We start from the raw sequence: 26,561 nt of genomic DNA on the forward strand, positions 1-26,561 counted from the left end.
AATCGTGCAATCATGGCCGATCGCTGGCGGCGAGTGGCCTACATCAGAGAATCACGACTCCCGCTCCAGGTAGAGCGTGGCTTTCGGGGGCAGGTTCCCCAGTGGCAAGCCGAGCGTGGGAAGCTCGGCGGCAGTCGACTTGGTGGCGGTGGCGGAGCCCAAGCGATCCGTGAAGCTGAGGTGCTCGGCGCTGTTATTCATCCACTGGAGCGCGTTTTCGGGGATCTGGACGTGGACGTTGACCAAGGTTTCCGACGGATGAAGGTTCACCACCACGAGGAAGGTTTGGCCGCTGGCGGCATCGTAGCGCAGGTAGCTGTAGAGCCAGTGGCCGGAAACAAACTCGCCGCCGTGCCGACCGTAGTTTGGGTTGTTATGGTTGGCAAAGTTCAGCCCGTAGAACTCGCCGGCGGTGAATGCCGGTTCAGCGCAGAGCCGGAGGAGGCGGGAGTAGAAATTACGCAGCTCCTTGCGCGGCTGGTTCAGCTTGGCGCCATCGTAGCGGTGGTTGTTGACCCAAGGGGTGAAGCTGGGCATCGACCAGTAGTCAAAAATACTCGTCCGTGCATTGTCCCCGCAGAACCCCTCGGCATCCAGAGCCGCTTCCCCTGTTTCCTGACCATTGTAGATCATGATGGGACCGCGACCGAGGCCAAAGAGAATGGCGCAGACGGGCCGACCAATATCCATCCCGGCAGCCGCCCACTCGCGGGGCGAGGCGATCCGCACTTCATCGTGGTTTTCCGCGTAGCGCAGGGCGCTGTGGAATCGTGGACAGAATGGGCTGGTGGCTTCATCGAGATCATTGGCCCACTTGCCATGTTCGATCACCGCCTTGAGCACATCGTAGCTGGGGGCATCATAGACGGCATTGAAGCCGGCTGTGAGGAGCTCATCGAGCACATTGCCGTCGGTCAGTTTCGCCGGGTCGTTATCGTAGGCTTCCGCCATGAAGAACACAGAAGCATTGCGCTGGCGGCAGCGGCGGATCTGCCAGTGCCAGTACGGCATCGGCACCATGTGCGCCATGTCCACGCGGAAACCTTCCACTCCCATGTCCTGCCAGTAAGCGAGGATGGAATCCATTTTCTGCCAGGTGTCCGGGGTCATCGAGAGGATGGCATCGGGGGCTGGCAGCGGGTGGATCAGCTGGCACGGCGGACCGACGCTGAAGTCGTGACCGTAGTTCAGCTTGATGGTTTCATACCAGTCGTTGCGTGAGGGCGACCAGGTGATGGCATTGTTACCGGTGACCTTGCCGTGCTCGCTTTCCGGTGGGTAGGGGAGCGGGCCGTCATCGGATGGTAACTTCAGCGGCTTGCCGCCCCCCGGGTGGAGATCGCCAAGGTAGTAGAAGTTGTTGTTAGGATCGAAAAAATGCGAGGTGTCATCGTCTTTTCCGAAGGATAACTCCGGATGAACATCGCTGGCGTAGGAGCGGGCGACGTGGTTCGGGATGAAGTCGATGATGGCTTTCAGCCCGTGGCTGCCGATGCGCTTGAGCAGGGCCTGAAACTCGGCGAGACGGTTCTCCGGCTCTACCGCGTAGTCCGGGCAGACGTCAAAGTAGTCCCGCACCGCATAAGGTGAGCCGGCCTTGCCCTTGAGTAAGCCGGGGAAATCGCCGGGTCGGTCCGGGTAGGAGGTGGAACTCGCTTGTTCTAACACCCCGGTCAGCCAGACGTGGGTGATGCCGAGCTGCTTGAGTGAGAGCAATGCGGCGTCGTTGATGTCATTGAACTTGCCGCAGCCGTTTTCCTCAATCGTGCCGTGGGGTTTTCGCGTCTCGTTGGTGTTGCCGAAGTGGCGCACCATGAGCTGATAGATATGTGGGCGGGTCGGTTTTTCCACGTTGTTGAGTGTGATGGCTGTGCCGGTGATTGCAAGGAGGAGCTGGTGATTTCTCAAAAGCCCGCCAGACCGCCCCGTCAGTAATTTTGCCCCAGCCAGTTATTGAGGATCTCCACAGCGGCCGCCTGATCGATGATGCTTTTCTGCTTTTTGGCATTCCGACCTGCCTGATGCAGCTTCTCGGCGGCGGACATGGTGGTCATGGTCTCATCGCAGTAGTGCAGTGGGATTTCTGGTAGGCGCTTTTTCAGTAAATTGCCAAACTTTCGCACCTTGATCGCGGCCGGTCCTTCAGTGCCGTTCATGTTCAGCGGCAGGCCTAACACAATCTGCCGGACTTGCCGCTGCGCCACTAACTCGACCACCCGCTCGATGGCATCCGTGGTCTTCACCTGGATGGTTTCCACCGGGTGTGCCATGATGCCCACCGGATCCGTGGCGGCAACACCGATGCGCGCTTCTCCGTGGTCGAGGCAGAGGACTGGGTGATCGGGGTCCATGGGATGGGTCTAGAGAAGCTCGTCCGGCAGCTGGGCGCCGAGGTTCTTGATAGCGTCCGCCTGGTGACGGTTGGCGATCAGTAGGGCATCGTCTGTCTGCACCACAATCAGGTCATCGACACCCAGCAGGGCAATCTTGGAGTCCTTGCGGGCGTTGAAGATGATGTTGTTCTCGCTGTCGATCTCGGCGAGCTCAGTATTGGTCTGATTGTTGTCGCCCTGGGTTTCGAGATACTTCGCGACGGAAATCCAGGAGCCGACATCGTCCCAATCGAAGGTGGCCTCGATGTTGAGCACGCGGCTGGCTTTTTCCATCAGCGCGTAGTCGATGGAGATCGGTGTCAGGCTGGGGAATGTTTCATCGACCGTCTGGCGCACATCGTTGCTGGAGCGCAGCTCGTGAATGAATCCGGCCAGCTCTGGGGTGTGTTTTTCCAGCTCCTGGGTGACGGTGTGGACCGACCAGATAAACATGCCCGCATTCCAGGCGAAGTTCCCTTGGGAAAGGAATTTCTCGGCGAGGTCGGAGTTGGGTTTTTCGCGAAAGCGGGTCACTTCATGCGGTAGATTGCTGAGTTCCGGGCCGTCGATTTTGGCAGGCTCGCCGCGTTCGATGTATCCGAAGGACGGGCAGGGCCAGGTGGGCTTGATGCCCACGGTCACCAGCGCCTCGTTGTTCTCCGCGGCTGCGAGGGCGTCGCGCATGATCGATTGATACGCGTCGGTGTCCTCAATCAGCTGGTCTGAGGGCAGCACCATCATGGTGGCGTGAGGGTCGCGGGCGGCAATCAGGCCGATGCCCAGAGCCACTGCCGGAGCGGTGTCGCGTTTCGCCGGTTCGGCAAAAATATTCTCGGCAGGCAGCTCGGCAGCCACTTCGCGCACGGCAGCCTCTTGCAGGGAGTTGGTGAGGATCAGGATGTTTTCCTTCGGCACCAGCCCCTCGAGACGGGAGATGGTTTTATTCAGTAAAGTGGTGTCGCCGAAGAGGTTGAGAAGCTGCTTCGGGCGCGCATTTCTCGACAAGGGCCAGAAGCGTGTGCCGCTGCCTCCGGCGAGAATCAGTGCGTAGTGGTTGCTCATGCAAAAATAATGCTAGAGAGCCGCGCGATGAAAAGACATAAAGAATGAAAATACGGGCATTTACGCTTTCATCCTTTGTTTCACGGAGTAGAATGCAGCCATGTCACAGGATCAGACAGAAAATAAGAACTGGATGGAAACCAGCGCATCATTCGCTCCCGTCGTTTTGGCCGGTGCTGCCGGTGTGCTTGCAGGCGATTTATTGAACCGCGAGGCTCGCCGCCCCGTCGCTTTCACCTTGGCCGCCATCGGCGCTTGCGCGCTTGCTCCGATCGTGGTGGGCACAGTGGTGGATCTGGTCAACGGCCCGAACAGCCGCTACGGCTCGCGCCGGACGCTACGCCGCATCCGTGATGCCGGCGTGCGCCCCGACGAATTCGAAGATCTGGACGCCGATATGGGCGAAGAGATGTTCGTTGGCTAATTCCTGGCATACGAATTTTAATCACAGGCTCCACCGGCAGGCTCGGTGGAGCCTTTTTGTCGTTATCGAGCAGGTATGGGCTCGGCGACGCAGATTGGTTCCGTGACCCCGTTCGCAGCACACCGCATGCTGCCGCAGCGTCTTGAAAACGAGTCCATCGCGTAGCCTGGACACTGGCTGGAAGCGGCCGAGGTTTAGCTGAAAATCCGTTGACCACGTCGCTCACGCGGTACAACATACCGTCCGTATGAAATATTTAGGTCTCATCACACTTCCATCCATCGCGCTTGCTCTGATCAGCTGCGAATCCATGAACAAGCCACTCGATGGCGGAGATCTCAGCAACCCTCTGGACCCTCCTGGCAGCGGTATTGGAATTGCTACCACATCTGACCCTTACGGCCCAACATTCACCGCTGGCACCTTCCTGCAGACGGTGTCACCGCAGACCGCTTTCTTCACTTCCTTCCCGAAACAAGAGACCCAACCAGCCAAGACCCTGCCTGACTTTACCGACGTCAAAGTGATCTCCACCAAGGGCTCTTACGTTAAGGTTGAAGTCGTCGATACCGGCGAAGTTGGCTACGTGCCATCCGTCATGCTCGGCGAAAAACGCTCACCGAACGAAGTGCCAGTGACTCCAGGTGCCGGCGAGGTTGAGGTCACCCCCGGCATCGCTCCCGACCCTGTTGGCAGCGATCCTTCACCGAGCCTCGACATCCCCGGCGGTGTGGCTCCCGATCCTGAAGTGCCCGGTATCAAACCACCGGAAATCGTGAACCCGAACCTCCCGGCCGAGTAATCCATCGAGGTCACTAACAGGTTTAACACACTTTTTCAGGCGGCATCGATAGACGATGCCGCCTGTTTTCCTTCCCTTTTAAACAGCATTTGAAATGGAGGCTTCCCGAACTCCGTAATCAAGCGAACAAAGACAACAATGAGTGAGAACTTTTCTAATTTCGGCCAACGCCTGTGCATGGGCAGCGGCATCGAAGAACTGATGGACGATCTGGGCAATGCCCTGGTCAATGGCGGCCCGGATACCAAAATGTTAGGTGGCGGTCAGCCAGCCCACATCCCCGAGGTCAACGCGCTCTGGCGCAGACGTATGGAGGAAATCCTGAGTTCCCCCGGCGGCATGGAGAAAATGCTGGCGAACTACGATCCGCCGCGCGGCAACCCGATCTTCCTCGAATCCATCGCCCAGCTTTTCCGCGAGAACTTCGGCTGGGACATCAGCGCGAAAAACATCGCCATCACCGCCGGTGGCCAGACCGCCTTCTTCTTCCTCTTCAACGCCCTCGCCGGTGAGTTCAAAGACGGCTCGAAGAAAAAAATCCTGCTGCCGCTGGTGCCGGAATACATCGGTTACTCGAATCAATCGGTCGGCTCCGACATCTTCCGTGCGGTGAAGCCGATGATTGAGAAAATTGGCGAGCACGATTTCAAATACCGCGTCGATTTTGACAACCTCAACGTCGATGACGACATCGCCGCGATCTGTGTGTCGCGCCCGACCAACCCCACCGGCAACGTCCTCACCGATAACGAGATCGCCAAGCTTCGTGCCCTGGCCGATGAAAAAGGCATCCCATTGATCATCGATAATGCTTACGGTGCACCCTTCCCCAACATCATTTTCACCGAGGCCACACCGGTCTGGAACGATAACATCGTGCTGACCCTCAGCCTGTCCAAAATCGGGCTGCCTGGCACCCGCACCGGCATCGTGATTGCCCGTGAGGAAATTGCGGCCGCGGTGTCATCGATGAGTGCCATCGTGGGGCTCGCCAACGGCAATGTCGGCCAGCAGATCATGCAGCCTCTGGTTGAGAGCGGTGAGATTCTCAAGCTCAGCAACGAGGTGGTGAAGCCGTTTTACGTCGAAAAATCCCGCCAGGCACGCGCCTGGGTGGAAGAGGCCTTTGATCCGGAACTGCCCTACCGCGTCCACCTCAGCGAGGGTGCCTTGTTCCTCTGGCTGTGGTTTGAGGACCTGCCGATCACCACGGCGGAGCTCTACGAACGCTTGAAAAAACGGGGCGTGCTGGTGGTTTCCGGCCACTACTTCTTCTTCGGCCTCGAGGATGAATCCTGGCAGCATCGCCACGAGTGCATTCGCATGACCTACACCATGGACGAGCGCACTGTCCAAGGTGGCATCCAAATCATCGCCGAAGAGGTGGCCGCCGCCTACGCAGGCAAGACCGTGGAGGTATAAAACAAAAAAGCGTTCTGTAATCGCTCTATGGGCACAACCACGATGTTCATGATTACACACACTTCTTTCTTCACATCAAGAAATGGAAAACTGCTGCTCGGCGCACTGCTTGCGTTTTGCGCCGGGCCATTGACTGCCGGAGAAAAACCCACCACCGAGCCGCCCGTCCGCGCCGGCTGGGTGACCGATTTTGATTCCGCCATGCAATCGGCCCGCGCCGAGGGCAAGGACCTCCTGCTGGAGTTCACCCGCGCCAAGGGCTGCGGCTGGTGCATCCGGCTGGAAAAGGAGGTGCTCACCCAGGAGTCGTTTCAAAAGCAGGTGCCCAAGGACTTCGTGCTGGTGGAGCTGGAGTTCCCCCGCGACCGCGAGCTGCCGGAGGAGCTGAAGAAGCAGAATAAGCGCCTCTTCCGTCACTACGGCGTGCGCACCTTCCCCTACGTCGTGCTCTGCGATGCCTCGGGCCGACCCTACGCCGGCATCAAGTATGAGAACAGCAACGCCGAGGATTTCCTGAAAACCATCACCTCTTTCCAGAAACAGCGGAACTTGCGCGATCAGACACTGGCCGCCGCTGCCGAGCTGGAGGGCGATGCCAAGGCGCGGATGCTGGAAAAGGGACTTTCCTACGTCGATGCCAGCTTTCACCGTCATTACCCGGAAGTGATCGATGCCATCAGCCAGGCCGACCCGGATGACACCAGCGGCGTGGTCGCCAAGGTGCGGAGCCAGCAGGTGAGCGCGGAGCTGGCCAGTCTGCTGGGACCACTTTATAAAAAGGAAAAATTCGATGAGGTGCCGGCCTCGGTGGATCAATACATCGATGGCAAAAAGCTACAGGGCGAGTCGCTACAAGTGGCTCTCGTGTTCAAAACCCAGGCACTTTACTACACCAAGCAGCGCACGGAGGCGATGAAGGTGGCCGAGGAGATCCTCGCGATCAACGACACCAGCCACGCCGGTCGCTACGCAAAAATGTTAGTCAAACGCATCCAGCACCTGCAGGCGAAAGAGGCCGCCGGTGAGTAGTCGGGTGACCGATTAGCGGGTGAAGATGTCTTCCGCTACGAGCTCGCGGACGGGACCTATTTTTTTCAGCGCATCGAGATCGACCCTGCTGCGGTCGCCAAGGATGGAGATGCGTTTCGGGCGGGATTTGACGTGTTGCCGGTAGAATCCTAACAACTCTTTCAGCTGCGTCGATGGCACTTGCTGGTAGGCGCGTTGGCTGAGGTCGAAATCCACTCCCCGGCGTTGCCAGAATTGCACCGTGGAGACACGATTTCGGAAGTCATTGCGCTCGGCGCGCAGGCGGGCGATCAGGGCGTCGCGGGTTTCCTTGAAGCGGACATCCGACTCGGGCAATTGATCGAACAACTGGAGGAACTTGGTCAGAGCCTTCTCCGTTTTATCCGCCTGGCAAGCGATGCTACCGACGGCGAGGTAGTGGTCGCCCACCCAGCGTGGCGAGCTGAGATAGCCGGAGGCGGAATAGGCGAGCCCTCGAGCTTCGCGGAGTTCTTGGAACACCACGCTACTCATACCGCCGCCAAAGTATTCGTTGAACACATTGAGCACCACTAGATCGTCCGGGCTAAGGCCATCGAGCTTTGACTCGATCCACACCTGTGCCTGGGCCATCTCGCGATGGTAAAAGAGGATTTCCACAGGCTCTTGGATCGGCTGGACAGGGCGATTTGGCTCGGCCGGAGCCTTTGCCGTCGGCTTCAGCACGGGCGTTTTTTCCCGCCACTGGTTTTCGGTGAGTTGGCCGACGTAGGAGATGTCGTGGGGGAGTTTGAGCAATTGGGCCAGTGATGACTTCAGCGTCTCCACGCTGAGCTGATCGAGCTGCTCACTGCTGGTGCGCTTGAGGTATTTCGATTGCTCGCCGTAGCGGTGGTAGCGTGCCATCGCGTGGATGATGGTGCCGGGCTCTTCCATCGCTTCGGCGCGGGAGATTTTAAAATCGGCCACGAGTTTCTTCAGCGTCGCTTCTTGAAACTGGCTGTCGTGGAGCCACTGCCAGAGCAGTTTCATGCCTGGCTCGTATGAGCTCGCTAGGCCCGAAAGGGTGATCTCGGTGAAGTTCTCGTTGACGTAGAAATCGGCGCTGACTCCCAGCTGATACCATCGTTTGCCAAGCTCGGTGGACGACATCTGAGCGGTGCCTGATTTTTCTAACAAATCAAAAGCTGTCAGCAGCAAATCATCGTGCAGGCTGCCCTTGGGAAAGGTCCAGGTGATGCTGAAAAGGTCGTTCACCGGGTTCTGCGTGGTGTAGTAAGTGACGCCGTTGATAGGACCGGATTGTTGGTAATCTTTGCCCTTCTGCATGAAGCTCGGGCTGAGAGGGGTGGTGGGGAGCGCTAAGACGGATCGGGCGAAGGCGCTTTCGCTGGAGGAGTTCAGCGGCACGGCATCGATCGGTGGTTTTTCGATGTGTTGGATGTCGGCTTTACCCTTCACGAGGTAGCCAACCACGTAGTTCTCGCCGAAGTATTGATTCGCCACGCGGACGACGTCCTCGCGGGTCACTGCGGCGAGGCGGGCGTGGTCTTGGATCGCCTCTGCCCATGGCTGGCGGGCAATGAAAGAATCCCGGATCATGGCCACCCGGTTTTCATTTGTTTCGTAGGAGGATTCAGTGACGGATTGGAGATTGGTGATGATCGCGGGGATCAGCCAGTCCTCGAATTTCCCTTGCTGAATGAGTCTGATTTGGTTTAGCAGCAGGGCTTCCACGTCCTCCAAGGCCTGTCCGTCACGTGGGCTGCCCCAAAGATACTGGGCGCCCGCCTCGTTCAGCTGGTTCACATAGCTGCCGGCGGAGCGGACCTTCTGCGGACTGACCAGGTTCAGGTTGATCAGGCCGGCCACCGAGTTATCAAGGATCATATCGAAGATCATCAAGGCCTCGGCATCCGGGTGCTGATTGGGCACCGTTTGCCATGCCAGGGTGACAAACTCCTCGCCTTCGTGCTGCACGGTGACGCGCTGGATGCCATCGATTGCACGCAGCGGCTGCGCTTTGACTTGTGGCACTGGCTTGGCTGGCCATGGGCCGAAGTATCGATCGATGACCGCGATGGTCTCGTCCATTTCGATATCGCCACTGATGATGATGGCCATGTTTCCCGGCACGTAGTATTTCTGAAAGTAATCGCGGATTCTCACCAGCGATGGTTTTTTGAGATGTTCGGGCAAACCCAACACCGTCTGGCTGCCGTAGGTGTGGCCGGGGAAAAGCAAGCGCTCAACGGCCTCGGAAATCATGCGTGCCCCGCTATCGAGCGAGGTGTTTTTTTCTTCGTAAACGGCCTCGAGTTCAGTGTGGAAAAGCCGGAAGACCGGGTCGGAGAAACGTTCGGATTCGATCGTGGCCCAGCGTTCTAACTGGTTCGCCGGAAGATCCACCTTGTAAATCGTTTCCTCGTAATAGGTGTGCGCATTAACATTGGTGCCACCGATGAATTTGTAAATCCGGTCGATGTCATTGGCCACCGCATACTTCGCCGCCTCGGTGGAGGTGCGATTGATTTTCTGATAGATCTCTTTGCGTTTGGCGGCATCTGTTTCCACGAAATGCTGCTCGTAGAGACGAGTGATTTTTTCCAGATAAGGACGTTCCTTGGAGTAGTCGAGCGTGCCCATTTTGGAGCTGCCCTTGAACATTAAATGCTCGAGGTAGTGGGCGAGGCCGGTGCAGTCGGCCGGATCCGTGCTGCTGCCCGCGCGCACGGCAATCTCCGCATACAAACGAGGTGTTTCCGCATTGCGCGTGAGGTAGACGGTGAGGCCATTGTCCAGCTGGTAAACCCGCACCTGCATCGCATCGATGTCGTGGATCAGCTTGGGGGCCGCATGCAGCTGCGGAAGCACAACAAGCAGCAAGATCAACATGGCGGCAAATTTTCTCATGCCGTCCACTTTAGCAGGTATGAGAATAGCCCGCGAGCACCGAGTTGATGGTCGCGGTGACAAAAAAATCCGCAGCAACCCGTGACGGCTGCTGCGGATGGGTGAATGAGAGAAGCTGGCACTGCGCGGCTCAGCGCGGCAACTACAGGGCGAACTCAAAGCCGGCGATCAGCTTCAGGTCATTGGCGTCCCGACCTTCGGCTGGCTCGTTATCGTAGATGTTTTCTAGCAGTAGCTTGAGCTTGGTGCTGTCGCTGATGGAGTGGTCAAAGCCCAGTTGCGAGGTCAGCACGAAGTTGGCAGTGTCCTGCACCTCGCCACGCCAAGTGACCGAGCTGTAAATCCGGGTGCGATCGTTGAACTGCTTGTCTGCCTTGAGCGTGGCGTAGGCGGCGAGGTAGGTGTCGTTTTCCCCGGCCTTCTTTTCGGTGACCACCGAAGGGCCGACTTCGAGCGAGACGAAGGTGGCACCTTCCTCGTAGAGGAATCGTCCCAGGTAAGGAGAGAGAGCCAAACGGTAGTCGAGATCTGCTACGGGATCGTATTCGGCATCAAAACGCAGACCTGCGAAGTAGGGCTTCTTGAAGGAATACTGGTGGTGTGCATTGAAAGTGGCTGATTCCGCTGTGCGGACGCCATCGGACTCACCGTAGTAGCCGTTCAGGCCGATCTCGCTGGAGCTGAGAGCCGACTTACGCTTGGCCAGTATACCGAGGGCCACGGATGACGCATCGGTATTTCCTGAGGCATACGAACCACCGAGGAGCGCGGTGGTCACCCAGTCGCCTTCAGTGATCTTGCGCTTTTTGTGCACGTCTTCAAGCGATGGAGCATCGCTGCCGCCGGGGCTGAAGGAATACCCAAGGCCGACGGTGATGAGTTGGTCGTCGGCTTCGTTGCCGTCGCTGACCTGGCTGTAATGGATGGCCTTGGCGGCGATACGGAAGGACCACGGTCCGCTAAGCTTGGACTCGATCCCTACCTCGGCGGTGTAAATCGCATTGCTGAGATCGCCAAGCTCGGCACTGGCTTTCAACGATTGGAAAAAGCGGGTGTCCTTGGAGATTTTCCAATCGAAATATTGGGCGGCTTTGTAGGCGGCATATTGCTCGCTGCTATCATTGCGCTTTTCGAAAATGAAACCCGGTCCGATCTCAGCACGCAGCTTGTAGCGGTCGGTATCAATGAAATGGTAGCCCAAGAGGCCGTAGACACCGGCGCGGTAATCGACTCCAGCCATGGGATCATAGAGAAAGTCGGTGGAGGCTCCGTAATACCAGCGTGAATCAGGGAATTCCCGAGCGAACTTCAGCTCGTTGGCGATCTGGTTATTACTGCGGATGCCGTCGTCTTCACCGTAAATGGCGTCGAATTCGTTCGAGTAGGTTGTGAGACCGTCTTTTTTGATGCTATCGAAACCAAAGGCGGTGTTCAAGGTGTCGGAATTGCCCGAGGTGAGACTGAGCGAGAAGTTGCCGTTGTGTTTCCAGTCGCTGCTTTCAGCGAAAGTCAGACTGGTAAGGGAGAGGGAAAGTAGTGTCAGGTAGTTGAACTGCATGGGATGTAAATGGTGCTGTCGTGTCGGCGGGGGCAAACAAAAAACGGCCTTCGACAATTTTGCAACACTACAAAGAAAAAGAGCGGCGGGTTTAACCCCACCGCTCTTCACACCTACGATCCCAATCTTCGATATCTCGACTTTAAAAAGCTCCGATATCTTGGATTGTGTATTTATTTATGAAACCTCCGCGCGAGCCTCCATGAGAGGTTCAGGCATTGGTTCCTCCTTCCTATGCAATGCTTTACGCATTTTATCAAGCGCAATGTTTTGCAATTGGCGGATTCTTTCACGAGTGACGCCGAATTCGACGCCTACCTCTTCGAGAGTCATGGGTTTCTTACCATCGAGGCCGAATCGGGCGTCGATGATGCGGTGCTCGCGGTCGTCCAGAACCTCCAGGAGCTCATCGAGCTCACCGTGCATGTTCTTGTTATCGAGGGCGGCAAAGGGGTCGACGGCGCGTTCATCGCCGATGATGTCGCTGAACTCCGAGCTGTCGTCTTCGTGCACCGGTGCGTTCAACGAAGTTGGACGTTTGGCAGCACGTTTCAGCAGGGCGAGCTTCTTGCGTGGGATACCCAGTTCTTCAGCCAGCTCTTCTTCCGTAGGCTCACGACCGATGGCCTCGGCGAGCATGGTGGAGATCCGGCGCATGCGGGCAATTTTATCGACCATATGAACCGGGAGGCGAATGGTTTTACTCTGGTTAGCCAGAGCTCGCTTGATGGATTGTTTGATCCACCACGATCCGTAAGTGGAGAGTTTACCCCCTTTGTTCGGATCGAAGCGTTCCACGGCCTTCATCAGGCCAATGTTGCCTTCGGAAATAAGGTCGGCCAATGGCAGGCCATAGCCGCTGTAATCCTGGGCGATTTTCACCACCAGGCGAAGGTTGGCGCGGATCATGTGGGCGCGGGCCTTTTTGTCTCCTTTTTTGATCCGAGCCGCTAACTTCACTTCCTCTTCCGGAGTGAGTAGCTCGGTTTTGGAGATCTCCCGCAAGTAGAGGCGCAGGCTGTTATCTGTTTCAAATTTAGACATGGTATCGTTGGATTGATTGTTTCTGGGAGACGCGGCGGTTGATTGGCGTTCTTCCCGGGGTGTGGTGGTGTTTTCGGCTGCTTGATAAGGATGGTTGAGGGTGACTGCTGTATTCATCGTCTTATGGTCATTTTGAGTAACGCGACGGCTGATTGGATGATTTAGTCAACTTTTCACTATGAGTGCATCTTCATTAAGTTAAACGACGCTGGAAGCGAAATTGTTGCATAAAAATGTCTTCACTTTGTAAAGTATTTGTCACGTAAGGTATGACTTATCTGTGCAGTATTTATTCCATCTAATTTAGAATTGTTCTAATCGGCTTACTGTAAGGAGGTTGGCGATTTTGGGGCAGGTTGACGTGTTGGGCGAGAGGGGGTAAAGTGCATCCTTGGGTGGTTTTGAGTGTGCATTATGCACCCGTTTAGAAGTCGGACGATTACAATGGCGGCTGCAGTTTGGAATCTGACGTTTGAAACGAGTGACCATGACAGAAAGAGTCCACTTATTCGCCTGAACAGAGCTTTCGCTCTTTACCCTGCCAGAGTCGCTCAGGTAGAATGAGGCATGATTGTGCGCCTGTATTCGTCAGCCTTGCTCGGTGTGGAAGGGATGGAAGTGGAGGTTGAGGTCAGTGCCTTCAATGCCGAGAAACCCGCGATTAACGTGGTCGGCCTGCCGGATGCGGCGGTGCGTGAGAGCTCCCAACGAGTTACCTCCGCCCTCAGCAATTCCGCTCTGGGATGGGCCAAGGGGGTGAAAACAGTGAACCTAGCACCTGCCGATTTGAAAAAGGAAGGGCCGCGCTTCGACCTGCCGATTGCATTAGCTCTGGCCGAAACGGCGGGCGAAGACCGTGTTCACGAGCCGCAGCGTTACTGCATCGCGGGAGAACTGGCCCTGGATGGCATGGTGCGCCCGATCCGTGGCGTGCTGCCAATGGCCTTGGAAGCGAAAAAACGAGGCCGCACCCGCGTCATCGTGCCGGCAGCCAATGCCGCCGAAGCTGCGGTGGTGGAGGGGCTAGAGGTTTACGGCGTGGAAAACCTGCGCGAAGCCTGGGACTTCATCACCGGTCAACGCATCCTGCAGCCGTATGATCTCGATCGGCAAGCCTTGTTCGATACCCACCGGCGATACGAGATAGGACTGGAAGATGTCAAAGGGCAGCACCAGGTGAAACGGGCGCTCGAGGTGGCCGCGGCGGGTGGACATAATTTACTGATGGTCGGCCCGCCGGGCACTGGCAAATCGATGATCGCCAAGCGGCTGCCGACGATTCTCCCGGATCTCACCGAGGCGGAGGCGATCGATGCCACGAAGATTCACTCGATTGCCGGATTGTTGGGGAAAGAGGATGCCTTGTTAGTCACTCGGCCCTTCAGGGCGCCGCACCACACGATCTCGGATGTGGGTTTGTTAGGCGGTGGTGCGAACCCCGGCCCTGGTGAAGTCTCGCTGGCTCACAACGGGGTGCTTTTTCTGGATGAACTTCCGGAGTTTCGCCGCCAGACGCTGGAGGTGCTGCGCCAGCCCTTGGAGGATGGTTATGTGACGATTTCCCGCGCTGCCGGCACCCTGACTTTTCCCAGCGACTTTATGCTGGTTGCCGCGATGAATCCCTGCCCCTGTGGTTATTATGGCGATGCCAAACGCGAATGCCGCTGCTCGCCACCGCAGATCGAAAAATACCGGCAGCGCATTTCCGGCCCCTTGTTAGACAGGATCGATCTCCACGTCGAGGTGCCGCTGGTGGAATACCGTGATTTGGCATCCGATGAAATCGGCGAGAGCTCAGGCGATGTCAGGCAGAGAGTTGAGGCTGCCCGCGTTCGGCAGCAAGAGCGGTTTGGTAGCGGAGCAAACATTAGCTGCAATGCCGCCATGCCCAGCAAGGTGATGCGTGAGCACTGCCGCGTTGATGCCACTGCATCCGGCTATCTCGAACACGCGATGAACGAGCTCAACTTTTCAGCGAGGGCGCATGACCGGATTCTCAAAGTCGCGCGCACCTTGGCGGACTTGGCGGGAATGGAGCAAATTGCCGCGGAACATATTCTCGAAGCGATTCAGTATCGTTCCTTGGACCGGAAGTTGATGATGTGATCAACCTGTTCGCAGGCCCCTCGTCTCAGAGCTTTGGCGACGCATAAGAATCTGAAAAAGGGTCTCAAAAAAATTTCAGCCGTCCCGGTAATCCGAAACGGCTGAAATTTTGTGAGTTAAAGAAAAGGATTAGGCCTCTTTCTTTTTGCAACCGCCTTTGCAGCCGTCACCATCGGTGGTCACGGTGAGTGCTGTGGCTTCTTTCTTTTTGCAGCCACCCTTGCAGCCGTCATCAGTGGTCACAGTGAGGGTTGTTGCTTCCTTCTTTTTGCAGCCGCCTTTGCAACCTCCGTCGCATTCGGCTGAAAGTGTGGAGAAAGTCGCGGCGAGGGCGAATGTGGATGTAATGAGTAGTTTCATAATAAGTGTAGTTTAGTTTTTTGCTCAATTGAGCCGTTATAAACCAAGAAAGATTATCTTAGGTTCTTAGGGTAAGCGATGTGGAGTCGGTATTTGTTTGCTGATTTGAGTTTATTTCTAATCACAATGGCCAACCCAAATGACCTCTAGCCTGATTTTTTCTGAAAATGAAGCTGATATTGTGACTGCATCGAACCTTACAGAATCGGGCGAATGGGGATGAGTAAGGGCGAAAGCATCGCCATTAGAGCTCTAGCTCGACCGCAGGTTGATGATGTGATAGACCATCCAGCATGACCACTAACGTAGAACTTCACCATGGCGACTGCCTGCAAGGGATGGGGCAGCTCCCTGCCGGGCAGGTGGACTTGGTGGTCACTTCTCCACCTTATAATCTGGGCATCGATTACAACACCTACCGCGATACCAGCGAGCGTCAGGCGTTCATCGCCTGGTGTCTCGAGTGGGCGGCGGAGGTGAAGCGGGTCATGGCGGATGATGCATCGTTTTTCCTCAACGTCGGCGCTGTGCCGAAGAATCCGCTGCTGCCCCACCAGCTGTTACTGGCGCTGACCGACGGTGACGACCCGCTGTTCATCCTGCAAAATACCTTCCACTGGGTGAAATCCATCAGCGTGGAAACCCGCGGGGGGGACACCATCAGCACCGGGCATTTCAAACCGATCAATAGCAAGCGCTACGTCAACGACTGCCACGAATACGTCTTCCACTTGACCAAATCCGGGGAGGTAACGCTCGACCGCAAAGGCGCGGGGGTCCCCTACGTGCACAAGTCCAACATCAGCCGCTGGGGGCACACCGAGGGCGAAGACAAACGCTGCCGGGGCAACACCTGGTTCATCCCCTACGATACGATTAAAAACCGCTCGAGAGACCGGCCTCACCCCGCCACTTTCCCCGTGGGGCTGGTGCAGCAGTGCATCCGAATTCACGGCAAGGGTGAAAATACCCACCTGCTCGATCCCTTCAACGGCATCGGCACCTCGGCGCTGGCTGCGGTGCGATCTGGGATCATTTCCTACACCGGATTTGACATTGACGCCGATTACCTCGATGTCACCCGCGAACGACTCCGCGCGGAACATGAAGAACCGGCCGAAACTACCTGATATGCTGACCCCCGTCCCCACGTTGGCGCTTGCCCCCATGCAGGACGTGACCGACCTGCCGTTCATGCGCGTGATGCAGCGTTTCGGTGGACCGGATGTGTATGTCACCGAGTATTTTCGCGTCCATGCGGCCTACCATTTGGAAAAACACATTCTGCGCAGCATCACCGAGAGCCACACGGGTCGCCCCGTTTACGCCCAGATGATTGGGCAGGATATTTCCGCCCTGGTGCGCTGTGCTAAGGAGCTGCTGCGGTATCCCGTGGCCGGTGTGGACCTAAACCTCGGCTGCCCGGCTCCCGTGGTCTGCCGTAAAGATGCCGGTGGGGGACTGCTGCGGAAAAAAGAACACCTGCACGCGATGCTGGGCGCACTGCGTGAGGTCATCCCTGGAAAATTCACCGTTAAAACTCGAGTCGGCTACCACAGCCATGAAGAGTTCAGCGAATTGTTGGAGCTTTTTCAAAGCCACGAGATCGACACCCTGACCATCCACGGGCGCACCGTGCTGGAGCGCTATCGCACGCCGATCCATACCGACTGCATTCAGCAGGCTGTCCAGCAGATGGACTGCCCGGTGATCGCCAATGGCAATGTGGTGGATGTGGAGACCGGCACCGGTCTGATCGAGCGCACCGGCGCGGCCGGGCTGATGATCGGTCGGGGCGCGATCCGGCACCCGTGGATCTTCGATCAGCTTCGCGCCGTTTGGGCTGGCGAGCCAGTGCGGGAGATTCTTCGCAGTGACCTGTTAGAATACATCATGGACCTCTACCAGGAACTGGCTGGCTACCAACAGCACTCGGGGCAGGGGGCCTTTGACGAGCGCAAGCACGTCAACCGGATGAAAAAATACATGGTTTACATCGCGCAAGGTCTGGATCCGGAGTTCGAATACCAAATCCGCCGCGCCTTCACCGAGCACGACTTCCACTCGATCTGCCATAGCTTTTTGGAAAACGACACTCCTCTCCCTGTCCGCCCGCCGCTCGATTCCAAGCTGTTCTGCGGATTCGATGCATTGCGCTCCGGGAACTAACGTGGTATCTATCAGCTGTGCCCGACCCCCAGAAAGCCAGCCCCTCCGTGGAGCCGATCATCAGCGTCCGCGGCCTGCACCGCTACTTTGGCGAGAAACACGTGCTGCGTGGTGCCGACCTCGATATTTACCCCGGCGAGACGATCTGCATGTTAGGCACCTCTGGTGGCGGCAAGAGCGTGATGGTGAAGCACATGCTCGGGCTGATGCAGCCGGACGAAGGCAGTGTCATCATCGATGGCACCGAAATCTCACAGATGAGTGAACGGAAGCTCGGGCCGGTGCGCAAAAAGGTGGGGATGATGTTTCAAAATGGAGCCCTGTTCGATTCCATGAACGTCGCCCAGAACATCGCCTTTCCCCTGCGTGAAGGAGGTATCAAGGATCTCGATACCTTGAACCGACGCATCGCGGAAGTGTTGGAAATTGTCCGCCTTCCTGGCCAGGAGGAAACTATGCCCTCGGACCTCTCCGGTGGGATGCGCAAGCGCGTGGCTCTCGCGCGGGCCATTGTCGATCACCCGGCCTGCGTCTGTTATGATGAACCACACGCCGGCCTGGACCCAGTCACCGCGGATTCCATCGATCATCTGATCAAGCGCCTGCAGAACGAGCACGGCATCACTAACATCGTGATCACCCACGAGCTCCGCAGTGTGTTCCGGATTGCCGACCGCATTGCCTTCATGAAAGACGGCCAAGTTTACTGGCAGGGGACGCCGAAAGAGATGAAATCCAGCGATGACCCTGTGCTGATGCAGTTCCTCTCCGGTGTGGATAGCAGTGGGGAAAAATGGGCCAGTGGCGATAGCGACTGACGATTGCCACTTGCCAGTTAGCCCAAATCAAGGGAAGCTACCACCATGCCAGCTCGGGAAAAACGACGCGAAACCAAGGCCGGACTCTTTGTCCTGATCGGCCTTGTGCTGTTGGGCGTGCTGGTGGTGCAGTTTGGCCGCTTTGGAGATCGTTTCACCGGCCACTACCCACTCTACATTGAATTTCCTGACACCGCGGGCATTATCAAGGGCAGCGATGTCCGTTTCCGCGGTGCGAAAATTGGCCGCGTGGCCACCGTGCCGGAGCTTGTTCTCGGTGTCGGATCCAGCACGGTAAAAATGGAGATGAGCATCCGCGACGATGTGCAAATCCCTATTGAATCAACTTTCCAGATCGGTTCCAGCGGCTTGTTGGGAGATAAATTTATCGAGATCTCGCCTCCGGAGCAGGAAAGTGGCGAGTTTTTTCAGCCGGGAGACAGCATCATGGGTGCCGGTGCTGGTGGCTTTGATGCGATCAAATCAGACGCCGAAAATATCGCCAAGGACGCGAGTCAGATGATCAAGGACGCCAAGGAGACGTTCAAAAAAATCGACGAAGCTCTGGATGAGATCACCGTTGTCGGCAAGAACCTGAACGTCACCATGGAAAAGGTGAACAGCAAGTTTCTCTCAGACGATAACCTCGATCACCTGAGCAATGCGATGGCCAACTTCGATGCCGCGTCCAAGAATCTGAGCGAGGCCTCCAAGGAGCTGAAGCCCACCATCACCGATGCGAAAAAAGCGATCGCCAGTCTCAACCAAGCCGCCGATTCCGCCGACACTCTGTTCGTGGATGCGCGCAAGGAGGTGAAGAATATCGAACCGGCACTGCGTGAGCTGCCGAAGGCGGTGCAGAGCATCAGCCGCGCCGCCGGCAAGGCGGAGGAAACCATGGAAGCTCTGCAGAATGAAAACGGCCTCGTCGGAGCGATGGCCTACGACGAGGAAACCGGCGCCAATGCCAAAGATTTCGTCCGCAACCTCAAACGCTACGGCATCCTCCGCTACCGTGATGATGCCACGAAAGACGAACGCGACCCGCGCAACAAATTTCGCGGCAGCCGGCGATAGACGCTGGACATTGTGTCGCAGCCACTTGTAAGCAGTAGCCGCACACGCACCACCCTAGAACAACATGGAAAAAGACCCACAAGAACCCCGCATTTACCTGCTGCCGAACCTGATGACCGCCGGCAACCTTTGCTGTGGATTTTTCGCGGTGTTGACGATTTTCAAAGGCATGGAGCTGGACGATTTTTCCGCGGCCTATCCCTTTTATGAAAAAGCCATTTTGCTGATTTTTGGTTCCTGTCTTTTTGATCTGTTGGACGGCCGGCTCGCTCGAATGGGCGGTCAGGAATCGCCCTTCGGTCAGGAGTTTGATTCCATTGCGGACGTGGTTTCCTTTGGCATGGCGCCCGCCCTGCTCGTGTCCAAGGCGGTGTTGTTTAACCTCGAGGGGCGTGTCGGTTGGGCGATTGCTTTCATCTATTTGCTCTGCGGTGCAATGCGTCTGGCCCGCTTCAACTGCCTGGCGAACATGCCCAAGAAAGAGGGCGACACCAATGACTTCCGCGGCATCCCCATTCCCATGGCCGCCGGGTTTATCGCCTCGATTACTTTCCTACTGATCTATTTCAGTAAAAACGATCGCGGACACGACCTCGGCTACTGGAACTACGTGCTGGGAGCAGTCATGCTCGGGCTTTCCGCCCTGATGCTGAGCAACGTGCGCTACCCGAGCTTCAAGAAAATCGATTTCCAGACTAAGGGGACTTTCCTGAGCATCATCGGTGGGGCTATTCTGATTGTGCTCTTACTCAACGAGCAGACCCGCTGGTATACTCCCACCGCGATCTTCTCGATCTACCTGATCTACGGCCTGGCACGCCCCTTGATTTCCAAGAATTGGCGACGCAGCATCGAGCACGGACTGGACAGTGAGGACGATCACTGAGCCTAGCTTTAGCATCGCGTGATAGGGATCAGTTTTCGATACTGGCTTTCAGTCGCCGCCGCGCAGTGGATCCAATCCGGTGCTGGTGCTCATTTTTAAAATTGATGGTCGCCGTGCGATCCGGGCCGAGCCGCGTGTAGTGATCAATCTGGTCGAGATTGACGATGGTGGACCGATCGAGAGTGACAAAGAGAGGCGACGGTAAAAGCTTCCCCCACTCGTGCATCCTCCGTGTGCTGATGAACTCCGAATCGCTGATATCTCTGACGATGGTGTAGTCGCGATCTGCCGTGACCAGGGTGATGTGATCGATTGGCACCATCTGAGTTTTGGTGCCATTGTGCAGCGGCAGCGCCATTTTTCTAGCGCGGTGTTGAGGCTCACCCTGCCCCTGCGGCAAGCGCTCCAAGGCGCGGCAGAGTTTTTCGTGGGTGATCGGCTTGGTGAGGTAGTCGCTCGCACCCACTTCAAAGGCCTGTAGCGCATGCTCGGTGCACAGCGTGGAGCAGATAATGTAGGGGCTGTAGTCCAGCAGATGCACATGCTCGAGGCTATTCTGACAGTCCAGCTGCAGATCCAGCATGATCAGTTCCGGCTGCATGTTGTTAGCCAGCTCAATCCCCTGATGAATTGACTCTGCCGTTGCGATTACCTCATAGCCTTCGAAGGCGGCTAACAGAAGCTTGAGGTTCTCCATTTCTATCTCATTGTCTTCAATGATCAGAATCGTCATAGTGAATGGCTGTGCTGTTATTGACTTCCATCGGAGGTGCATTAATCGGTACAGGTAGAGGCTTATTCAGGTTCGTGCCATCTTCATCAACCGTGTCAATCTGCTCAGATTGGACTTCGGAGCAGTCGTTATGATCAAACTCACTGGTTTCCGGCGGCGACGCCAGCATAAAAGCGAACCAGAGTAAAAACGGACACGTAAACACCACAAAGATTCCTACAGCGCCCTTCATCAGGGAGAGGGAAGGAGTATCGTGATGATGGAATGAATGATTACTCATGCGCTTGATTAGAAAATGACAGCTGGGACCGCCGCATTCCGCATACTCGGTGCGGGTTCTCGTTAGACTGTCCGATTTGAGAATAAACTATCAGAAAACCTGAAGCACAGAGAGACTGCCTCTGCGAAATGTATGAAAATCACTGCGAAACGTTCGTTTACTACCTCAATGAGGGTTTGTTCATTGATGAAACTAACAAAGTTGCGAGGTGATCTAACTATCGCGATGCCATTTCAGGTAAAGAATTGAGTGGAACGGCGATGGAAAATACCGCTCCAGACGGCTGAGCCGGACTCACCTCGATGCTGCCTCCCAGCAGCTCCACGTTACGTTTGACAATGGATAGTCCGAGTCCGGTGGAAGTGTGGCCGGTGACACTTCGTTCGGATTGGCCGAACATCTTGAAGAGCTCCCTTTGTTTGTCGGGAGAAATGCCGGGTCCATGATCGCTCACTGTGAATTTCAGTGACTCGGGCTGAATGGAGAGAGCGAGCGTAACCGTTCCTCTCTCCGGTGAAAACTTGATGGCGTTGTGGAGGAGGTTAAGTAAAATTTGGGAGACGCGTGCGCGGTCCATTTCGAGAGTTCTCTGGTCACCTTGCCATGAGACATCGATGGAGACTTCCTTTTCATCAGCCAAAGCCTGCACCAGGTTCACCATGCTCGTGCAGCATTCCTCCAAGTTCAAGGTCTCCGGATGCACGCTCACGGCATTCATTTCCAAGGCGGAATGATCGAGGATATTGTGCAGCATCAACATCAGGAATTCCCCACCAGAATTGAGCTGACGGAGGAAGCGGTTGAACTTATCAGGTAAATTCAACGACTGGCTGTGGTGGTTGAAGATCTGGCTGAGGCTAATCATCGCACTCACCGGGGCTTTGAGATCGTGGCTGACATTGGTGATGAACCACGTTTTTTTGAGGTTGGCCTCTTCGGCGATCTGCTTGGCCTCGTTGAGTTTGGAATTCGTCGTCTGAAGGTGCTTTTCAGCATCCAAGCGGAGGGCGACTTCTTCCTTCAAGCGAACGTTCAGGCTCCGGAAGTAAAACGATATCACCGCGAGAATCAGCACGGCGGTGAGAACGGAGAGGAGGACTGGCCAGAACCATTTCGGGAGCTGTTTCGGTTGTTCATCGAAGATAAAGCCAGAGAGGTCCGGTTTCTTGCTGAGCATGCCGGTTTCCAGAAAAGTGTCCGAGATGTGGTTCCAGCGCTCCGGGTTCATATGTCCGGGGCGAACCAGGTTGGTCATCAAGTCCTGCGTCACGCGGGCCTCGTAGCGGAGTTTCTCACGGTTGTTGCCGGTGGGATACTCCTCGAGGATGAGGTTGATGGCTGTCTCGGGATCACGGAGGGCTTCCTGCCAGCCACGGATGGTGGCTTGACGAAATGCCTGCACCATTTCTTTTCGTTCATCGAGTGTCTGTCTGGCGGTGAAAAAATTATCCCCATAGAAATCGACGCCATAGGTGCGCGGGGAGAAGGTGTTGAACTCGATGCCATCCTCTAGCAGCGTGTAGGGCTCGTCGGTCTGATAGGCGGAGATGGAGCTGACGTTTTGGGATTTTTCCAAAATATCCAGCGCGTTATCGGGTCGGGCAATGATGTTGAGATTTTCTGATGCCAGTCCAGCCCTGCGGAGCATCGCCATGAGATCTCCCGAGTGGGCTTCGATCATCAGCGGGCCTTGGGCGACGGTTTCGATGGTGTCCGAAGACCGTTGTGTGCGTGTAATCAGCACCAGGGGTGAGTGCTGGTAGATCACTCCGAGCACTACCACGGGCTTTCCTGCGGCGTAATCGAGCAGTAAGCTGCTGGTGCCCACGCCAAAGTCGGCATTTCCTGAGAGCACTTCTTGGGTGACATCGAGAGTGGGGGTGCCGGGGCGGATTTCCAGATCGATCCCTTGGTCGGAATAATAACCCAAATGTTTCGCCATGTAGTAACCGGCAAATTGAAACTGGTGACTCCATTTCAACTGGAGAACCACACGCTCAGTTGCCTGACTTTCTGCTTTTACAACATTGGTTAGTGTTAGAAAAGTGACTAACACTATCACTGAGCATCGCCGTATAAGCTTCGGGTTGATCAGTGCAAAAAGGGAAAACACAAGCTCCATCCAATGGCGAATGGGGCAAGAACTCCATGAAAAAACGCCGCCTCGTGATATTCATTAAGGAAATGATTGGCGCTCATCTTTCGGCTTGGTGAGGTGAATTGTTTGCGCGGAATAAAACAGTGCGTTCCTTCTCGTATGTGATGAGTGGGCAACTCCATTCGGGCTAACTATTTGACTTGATATAAACTGATCTTAAAGTGCGTATGCCTGCCAGTCGATCAAACCATCCTCCGCTTGAATTCATGACCCCTTCCGCCCCCCTCCGCGTCACCTTGCCCATGCTGTTGGCGCTTGTCCTCTGTCAGGTTTCCCAAGCTCGCACCGTCAATCGCGTGATCATCGATGCCGGTCACGGGGGAAAGGACAAGGGAGCTCACCGGGGCAAGGTTTATGAGAAGACGCTGGCTCTCTCGGTAGCGAAACAAACCGAAGCGCTGCTCAAGAAGAAAGGCATGCCGGTGACCATGACGCGCCGCAGCGATGTTTTCATCTCGCTGACCAATCGCGCAGCCATCGCGAATCGTTATAAGAACTGCGTCTTTATCAGCATCCATTTCAACGCCCACAAGAGCAATGCCTATCATGGGGTGGAGACATACTACTACGGCACCGAGGGCAGCAAGCTCGCGGCGCACATTCACCTGCGGATGTTGAGTCGATTGAAAATCCGCAACCGCGACACCCGTCAGCGGAAGGATCTTGCGGTGCTGCGTCGCACCCGCTGCCCTGCTGTGCTGATCGAGTGCGGCTACATTAGCAATGCTTACGAGCGCAAACGCTGCCTCAGCGCTTCCTACCAGCAGAACTGTGCGCGCGCGATTGCCGACGGCATCATCGCTTATAAAAACTTCAAACAGTAAATTCACCTAACCATAATCTATGAAAACAATAACATTGATACTCGCCCTTTCCTTCGCCAGCCTCATCAGCGCATTTGCGCATGACCACGGTGATAAGAAAGCGCCATTCCGCCACGTCGTCTGTTTCAAGTTCAAGGCTGATGCCACACCTGAGCAGATCAAAACCGTGGAAAAAGCTTTTGCCGCGTTGCCATCGAAAATCGATACCATCAAAGGTTACGAATGGGGCACCAGCCTCGGTGGTGTGGAGCGTGCCAAGGGGTTCACTCACTGCTTTGTGGTGACCTTTGATAATCAGGCTGGCCTTGATGCCTACTCACCTCACGACGCGCACCAAGCTTTCATCAAGCTGTTCAAGCCCTTCGTCGAAGACGTCTTTGTGTTCGATTACATCGCCCAGTAAGCGATTCGTTTCAACTTATCCGAAAAAACCCACGCTGTATGTTCACAGCGTGGGTTTTTTCGTGCTGATGTGGCACGCGTGTCAGGTCACGCGGGTGCGGCGCTCTCCGGTAGAGGGGTTAGGGGGCGGTTGGCTTCGGCGTCGTGGCGAAACCTTGCTGCTTCATCCACTTCAGGCAGAGGCCAGGCCAAGTTTTAATCTCCGCGTTGGGGCGTGAACCTCCCATGCCAAAGCCATGTCCACCACTTGGGAAAATGTGTGCTTCTAACGAGGCATCCATGGCATTGAGCTTGGTCTTGAGCAGTTGACTGCTTGGGAAATAGGGATCGTTTTTGGCCACCGCGAGAAAGATCGGTGGGCTGTCCTTGGTGAAGTTTAGCTCCGGAGCCAGCTCCGTGGTGCTTTTTCCCTTCTGCAGATAGGCCGGGTAAATGAGGATGCCAAAGTTGGGCTGGGCGCTGAGGGGCTGGTAGGTTTTTTCATCGGGGTAATTCCGCGGGGGATTACCTAACAATGTGGCGGCAAGATGCCCGCCAGCGGAAAATCCCATGACGCCGATCTGATGGGGGTCGAGTCCCCAGTCCTTGGCGTTGGCGCGGATCATGGTCATGGCGCGCTGTGCGTCCTGCAAGGGGGCGGCATGTTTCGGCTGTCCTTTGCGTCGGGGGACGCGGTATTTCAGTAGCACTGCCGTGACGCCCTGCTTGCTGAGCCACTTACAGAGGGCGGTGCCTTCATGGGCGATAGCCAGCACGTTGTAGCCGCCGCCGGGGCAGACAAGGACGGCGGTGCCGGTCGCCTTGGATTTTTCCGGATGGTAGACTTCAAGTGTCGGCTTTGTGACCTCGCTGATACGCGTCATCGAGTCCTTTTTCTTGACGGTCTTTTCAGGCCCGGCCGTGGTTTCTCCGGGTGCCAAGCCTGGCCAGAGTGGGATGGGTGCGGCGTGGGCGCTGACGGTGAGGGTGAGCAGGAGGAGGATCTTTTTCATGACTTGGAAGCAGCCTCGGCTTCTTGGATCAATGCGTCCAGTGCTTTTTCCATGGCTTCGCCACGCAGTCCACGATGGCGGATCACGCCTTTGTGATCGATGATGTAGAGTGATGGCCAGGCTGAGACGTTCCAGCGGTCTGAGATTTTGAAGTCTTTTTGCTGATTGTTGAAGCTGCGCCAAGTGACGGTGCGTTTTTCCACCAGCTGCTTGAGCTTTGTGGGGTTGTCCGAGTTCACTCCGATCATTACGAAGGGGCGGTCTTGCCATTTCTCTACGAGCTTGCGCTCGTGAGGGACCATGGCCATGCAAGGGCCACACCAGCTGCCCCAGAAGGTGAGTTGAACCACCTTGCCTCGGTAATCACTGAGTTTGAAGATGGTGCCTGTGTGGTCGTCGCCGATGATTTCCGGTGCCTGACTGCCGACAGAGAGGTTGTTTTTCTCAAACATCACGGCTGAAATGCGGCCCGCCAGTGATTTTGAGACTTCGGCCACGCGTGGGTTCTCATTGAGTTTGGTGAGAATAGCGAAGGCTTTGTCGAGATAGGCCTGCTTGGCCTCTGGGCTGAGCCGACGGTTGTATTTCGTGCGGTTCTGTAAATTGACGGCGAGATAATACTGGCAGAAATAGCGGGTGTCCTCGCGGTTGGTTTGATCATGCAGTGTTTGCAGTGCCTTTGCCTGATCTTCGGAAAATCCGCGCGACAGCGAACGGGCGTAGAGGTTGATGATGGGATCGTCCAAGTAGTGCGCCTTGAACAGATCGGCGATCTCGCCTAGCTGATCACGGGTGCGGCATTTGCTGAGCGACCAGGTGAGCCCCTTTTTAGACATGGCGTCGTTGGGGTTTTTGACCACCTCGGTGAGAATTCGGTCGATGTAAGGGCCCGATGCCGGCATTTGGCGATACAGGGCGCTTGCTTTGCTTTTGTCCTTCAGAGCTTTGATCTTATCGGTGATCTCGACCTCCGCGGTGTTGAATTCGGTCATGTTTTTCTCGATGACTGCGGCGGAGAATGAGGCCTTTGCGGTGGCGGGTGCATTCTCGGCCTCCGGTGCTGCGGCACTCAGTCCGGTCAATGGGGCGAACAGGGCGCAGATCAGGATCTTCGGGTTCATGAATCTTGAGTAATCCTGTTTGGATTCCCT

General features: G+C 56.1%; 24 protein-coding genes. 12 read left to right on the top strand and 12 right to left on the bottom strand.

The annotated features are described in order from the left end of the window. Positions 1–51: 51 nt before the first annotated feature. From JO972_RS10720 to JO972_RS10730, 3 genes are all read right to left on the bottom strand, one after another. Complete coding sequence (locus JO972_RS10720) at positions 52–1,851, bottom strand: alpha-amylase family glycosyl hydrolase (RefSeq protein ID WP_309490044.1); 1,800 nt, start codon at positions 1,849–1,851, stop codon at positions 52–54. A gap of 77 nt (positions 1,852–1,928) precedes the next feature. Continuing rightward, positions 1,929–2,351 carry a Holliday junction resolvase RuvX gene (gene ruvX, locus JO972_RS10725; protein ID WP_309490045.1) on the bottom strand — a complete coding sequence of 141 codons (423 nt, stop codon included), beginning with the start codon at positions 2,349–2,351 and terminating at the stop codon, positions 1,929–1,931. 9 nt (positions 2,352–2,360) lie between these two features. Continuing rightward, a complete protein-coding gene (locus JO972_RS10730) occupies positions 2,361–3,434 on the bottom strand; it encodes a mannose-1-phosphate guanylyltransferase (RefSeq protein WP_309490046.1) in 1,074 nt (357 codons plus the stop codon). 100 nt (positions 3,435–3,534) lie between these two features. Here JO972_RS10730 and JO972_RS10735 point away from each other — a divergent pair, with 100 nt between their 5' ends. From JO972_RS10735 to JO972_RS10750, 4 genes are all read left to right on the top strand, one after another. After that, positions 3,535–3,858: a hypothetical protein gene (locus tag JO972_RS10735; RefSeq protein WP_309490047.1), complete on the top strand. Its 324-nt coding sequence runs from the start codon at positions 3,535–3,537 to the stop codon at positions 3,856–3,858. A 247-nt stretch (positions 3,859–4,105) separates the two neighbouring features. Beyond that, a complete protein-coding gene (locus tag JO972_RS10740; protein ID WP_309490048.1) occupies positions 4,106–4,660 on the top strand; it encodes a hypothetical protein in 555 nt (184 codons plus the stop codon). A gap of 138 nt (positions 4,661–4,798) precedes the next feature. Beyond that, positions 4,799–6,082 (top strand): valine--pyruvate transaminase, encoded by a 1,284-nt coding sequence (locus JO972_RS10745; RefSeq protein ID WP_309490049.1) that lies wholly within the window; start codon positions 4,799–4,801, stop codon positions 6,080–6,082. Between the two features lie 48 nt (positions 6,083–6,130). Further along, positions 6,131–7,111 carry a thioredoxin family protein gene (locus tag JO972_RS10750; RefSeq protein WP_309490050.1) on the top strand — a complete coding sequence of 327 codons (981 nt, stop codon included), beginning with the start codon at positions 6,131–6,133 and terminating at the stop codon, positions 7,109–7,111. 12 nt (positions 7,112–7,123) lie between these two features. On the opposite strand, the gene JO972_RS10755 is transcribed toward JO972_RS10750, so the two are convergent. From JO972_RS10755 to JO972_RS10765, 3 genes are all read right to left on the bottom strand, one after another. Further along, a complete protein-coding gene (locus JO972_RS10755; protein WP_309490051.1) occupies positions 7,124–10,003 on the bottom strand; it encodes a M16 family metallopeptidase in 2,880 nt (959 codons plus the stop codon). Between the two features lie 142 nt (positions 10,004–10,145). Continuing rightward, positions 10,146–11,561 carry a DUF481 domain-containing protein gene (locus JO972_RS10760; protein ID WP_309490052.1) on the bottom strand — a complete coding sequence of 472 codons (1,416 nt, stop codon included), beginning with the start codon at positions 11,559–11,561 and terminating at the stop codon, positions 10,146–10,148. A gap of 177 nt (positions 11,562–11,738) precedes the next feature. After that, positions 11,739–12,605 (bottom strand): sigma-70 family RNA polymerase sigma factor, encoded by an 867-nt coding sequence (locus JO972_RS10765; RefSeq protein ID WP_309490053.1) that lies wholly within the window; start codon positions 12,603–12,605, stop codon positions 11,739–11,741. A 567-nt stretch (positions 12,606–13,172) separates the two neighbouring features. Here JO972_RS10765 and JO972_RS10770 point away from each other — a divergent pair. After that, positions 13,173–14,711, top strand: a complete 1,539-nt coding sequence (locus JO972_RS10770; RefSeq protein WP_309490054.1) for a YifB family Mg chelatase-like AAA ATPase — start codon at positions 13,173–13,175, stop codon at positions 14,709–14,711. A gap of 129 nt (positions 14,712–14,840) precedes the next feature. Here JO972_RS10770 and JO972_RS10775 read toward each other — a convergent pair whose 3' ends face one another. After that, positions 14,841–15,071, bottom strand: a complete 231-nt coding sequence (locus JO972_RS10775) for a hypothetical protein (RefSeq protein ID WP_309490055.1) — start codon at positions 15,069–15,071, stop codon at positions 14,841–14,843. A gap of 293 nt (positions 15,072–15,364) precedes the next feature. On the opposite strand from JO972_RS10775, the gene JO972_RS10780 reads away from it, so the two are divergent. The 5 genes from JO972_RS10780 to pssA all read left to right on the top strand — a co-directional run bounded on the left by JO972_RS10780 (position 15,365) and on the right by pssA (position 20,021). Beyond that, positions 15,365–16,201 (top strand): DNA-methyltransferase, encoded by an 837-nt coding sequence (locus tag JO972_RS10780; protein ID WP_309490056.1) that lies wholly within the window; start codon positions 15,365–15,367, stop codon positions 16,199–16,201. After that, positions 16,176–17,240 (top strand): tRNA dihydrouridine synthase, encoded by a 1,065-nt coding sequence (locus JO972_RS10785; RefSeq protein ID WP_309490057.1) that lies wholly within the window; start codon positions 16,176–16,178, stop codon positions 17,238–17,240. The genes JO972_RS10780 and JO972_RS10785 overlap by 26 nt, the downstream gene beginning before the upstream one ends. 17 nt (positions 17,241–17,257) lie before the next feature. Then, on the top strand, positions 17,258–18,058 hold the full coding sequence (locus JO972_RS10790; RefSeq protein WP_309490058.1) for an ABC transporter ATP-binding protein: 801 nt from the start codon (positions 17,258–17,260) through the stop codon (positions 18,056–18,058). A 45-nt stretch (positions 18,059–18,103) separates the two neighbouring features. Next, the gene (locus JO972_RS10795; RefSeq protein ID WP_309490059.1) at positions 18,104–19,135 is read left to right on the top strand and encodes an MlaD family protein; all 1,032 of its coding nucleotides are present in this window, start codon (positions 18,104–18,106) and stop codon (positions 19,133–19,135) included. A gap of 64 nt (positions 19,136–19,199) precedes the next feature. Then, positions 19,200–20,021 (top strand): CDP-diacylglycerol--serine O-phosphatidyltransferase, encoded by an 822-nt coding sequence (gene pssA, locus JO972_RS10800; protein WP_309490060.1) that lies wholly within the window; start codon positions 19,200–19,202, stop codon positions 20,019–20,021. A 28-nt stretch (positions 20,022–20,049) separates the two neighbouring features. Here pssA and JO972_RS10805 read toward each other — a convergent pair whose 3' ends face one another. The 3 genes from JO972_RS10805 to JO972_RS10815 form a co-directional block, all read right to left on the bottom strand. Beyond that, a complete protein-coding gene (locus tag JO972_RS10805; protein ID WP_309490061.1) occupies positions 20,050–20,754 on the bottom strand; it encodes a LytR/AlgR family response regulator transcription factor in 705 nt (234 codons plus the stop codon). Beyond that, positions 20,735–21,034 carry a hypothetical protein gene (locus JO972_RS10810; protein WP_309490062.1) on the bottom strand — a complete coding sequence of 100 codons (300 nt, stop codon included), beginning with the start codon at positions 21,032–21,034 and terminating at the stop codon, positions 20,735–20,737. The genes JO972_RS10805 and JO972_RS10810 overlap by 20 nt, the downstream gene beginning before the upstream one ends. Before the next feature lie 217 nt (positions 21,035–21,251). Continuing rightward, positions 21,252–23,156: an ABC transporter substrate-binding protein gene (locus tag JO972_RS10815; RefSeq protein WP_309490063.1), complete on the bottom strand. Its 1,905-nt coding sequence runs from the start codon at positions 23,154–23,156 to the stop codon at positions 21,252–21,254. A 242-nt stretch (positions 23,157–23,398) separates the two neighbouring features. Here JO972_RS10815 and JO972_RS10820 point away from each other — a divergent pair, with 242 nt between their 5' ends. Both JO972_RS10820 and JO972_RS10825 read left to right on the top strand, forming a co-directional pair. Continuing rightward, positions 23,399–24,016 carry an N-acetylmuramoyl-L-alanine amidase family protein gene (locus tag JO972_RS10820; protein ID WP_309490064.1) on the top strand — a complete coding sequence of 206 codons (618 nt, stop codon included), beginning with the start codon at positions 23,399–23,401 and terminating at the stop codon, positions 24,014–24,016. A 19-nt stretch (positions 24,017–24,035) separates the two neighbouring features. Beyond that, on the top strand, positions 24,036–24,419 hold the full coding sequence (locus JO972_RS10825; RefSeq protein WP_309490065.1) for a Dabb family protein: 384 nt from the start codon (positions 24,036–24,038) through the stop codon (positions 24,417–24,419). Between the two features lie 118 nt (positions 24,420–24,537). Here JO972_RS10825 and JO972_RS10830 read toward each other — a convergent pair whose 3' ends face one another. Together JO972_RS10830 and JO972_RS10835 are read right to left on the bottom strand one after the other, a co-directional pair. Next, positions 24,538–25,410: an alpha/beta hydrolase gene (locus JO972_RS10830; protein WP_309490066.1), complete on the bottom strand. Its 873-nt coding sequence runs from the start codon at positions 25,408–25,410 to the stop codon at positions 24,538–24,540. Continuing rightward, positions 25,407–26,531, bottom strand: coding sequence for a TlpA family protein disulfide reductase (locus JO972_RS10835; RefSeq protein ID WP_309490067.1), 1,125 nt, complete (start codon positions 26,529–26,531; stop codon positions 25,407–25,409). Before JO972_RS10835 ends, JO972_RS10830 begins: the two co-directional genes overlap by 4 nt. Between the last annotated feature and the right edge of the window lie 30 nt (positions 26,532–26,561).

This window comes from Oceaniferula flava (assembly GCF_016811075.1).
Classification (GTDB): Bacteria; Verrucomicrobiota; Verrucomicrobiia; order Verrucomicrobiales; family Akkermansiaceae; genus Oceaniferula; species Oceaniferula flava.

Bases quoted from the DNA above. Each gene is read 5' to 3' on its own strand.
- ruvX (WP_309490045.1), bottom strand. From the start codon at position 2,351: ATGGACCCCGATCACCCAGTCCTCTGCCTCGACCACGGAGAAGCGCGC.
- JO972_RS10730 (WP_309490046.1), bottom strand. From the start codon at position 3,434: ATGAGCAACCACTACGCACTGATTCTCGCCGGAGGCAGCGGCACACGC.
- JO972_RS10735 (WP_309490047.1), top strand. From the start codon at position 3,535: ATGTCACAGGATCAGACAGAAAATAAGAACTGGATGGAAACCAGCGCA.
- JO972_RS10740 (WP_309490048.1), top strand. From the start codon at position 4,106: ATGAAATATTTAGGTCTCATCACACTTCCATCCATCGCGCTTGCTCTG.
- JO972_RS10745 (WP_309490049.1), top strand. From the start codon at position 4,799: ATGAGTGAGAACTTTTCTAATTTCGGCCAACGCCTGTGCATGGGCAGC.
- JO972_RS10750 (WP_309490050.1), top strand. From the start codon at position 6,131: ATGATTACACACACTTCTTTCTTCACATCAAGAAATGGAAAACTGCTG.
- JO972_RS10755 (WP_309490051.1), bottom strand. From the start codon at position 10,003: ATGAGAAAATTTGCCGCCATGTTGATCTTGCTGCTTGTTGTGCTTCCG.
- JO972_RS10760 (WP_309490052.1), bottom strand. From the start codon at position 11,561: ATGCAGTTCAACTACCTGACACTACTTTCCCTCTCCCTTACCAGTCTG.
- JO972_RS10765 (WP_309490053.1), bottom strand. From the start codon at position 12,605: ATGTCTAAATTTGAAACAGATAACAGCCTGCGCCTCTACTTGCGGGAG.
- JO972_RS10770 (WP_309490054.1), top strand. From the start codon at position 13,173: ATGATTGTGCGCCTGTATTCGTCAGCCTTGCTCGGTGTGGAAGGGATG.
- JO972_RS10775 (WP_309490055.1), bottom strand. From the start codon at position 15,071: ATGAAACTACTCATTACATCCACATTCGCCCTCGCCGCGACTTTCTCC.
- JO972_RS10780 (WP_309490056.1), top strand. From the start codon at position 15,365: ATGACCACTAACGTAGAACTTCACCATGGCGACTGCCTGCAAGGGATG.
- JO972_RS10785 (WP_309490057.1), top strand. From the start codon at position 16,176: ATGAAGAACCGGCCGAAACTACCTGATATGCTGACCCCCGTCCCCACG.
- JO972_RS10795 (WP_309490059.1), top strand. From the start codon at position 18,104: ATGCCAGCTCGGGAAAAACGACGCGAAACCAAGGCCGGACTCTTTGTC.
- pssA (WP_309490060.1), top strand. From the start codon at position 19,200: ATGGAAAAAGACCCACAAGAACCCCGCATTTACCTGCTGCCGAACCTG.
- JO972_RS10805 (WP_309490061.1), bottom strand. From the start codon at position 20,754: ATGACGATTCTGATCATTGAAGACAATGAGATAGAAATGGAGAACCTC.
- JO972_RS10810 (WP_309490062.1), bottom strand. From the start codon at position 21,034: ATGAGTAATCATTCATTCCATCATCACGATACTCCTTCCCTCTCCCTG.
- JO972_RS10815 (WP_309490063.1), bottom strand. From the start codon at position 23,156: ATGGAGCTTGTGTTTTCCCTTTTTGCACTGATCAACCCGAAGCTTATA.
- JO972_RS10820 (WP_309490064.1), top strand. From the start codon at position 23,399: ATGACCCCTTCCGCCCCCCTCCGCGTCACCTTGCCCATGCTGTTGGCG.
- JO972_RS10825 (WP_309490065.1), top strand. From the start codon at position 24,036: ATGAAAACAATAACATTGATACTCGCCCTTTCCTTCGCCAGCCTCATC.
- JO972_RS10830 (WP_309490066.1), bottom strand. From the start codon at position 25,410: ATGAAAAAGATCCTCCTCCTGCTCACCCTCACCGTCAGCGCCCACGCC.
- JO972_RS10835 (WP_309490067.1), bottom strand. From the start codon at position 26,531: ATGAACCCGAAGATCCTGATCTGCGCCCTGTTCGCCCCATTGACCGGA.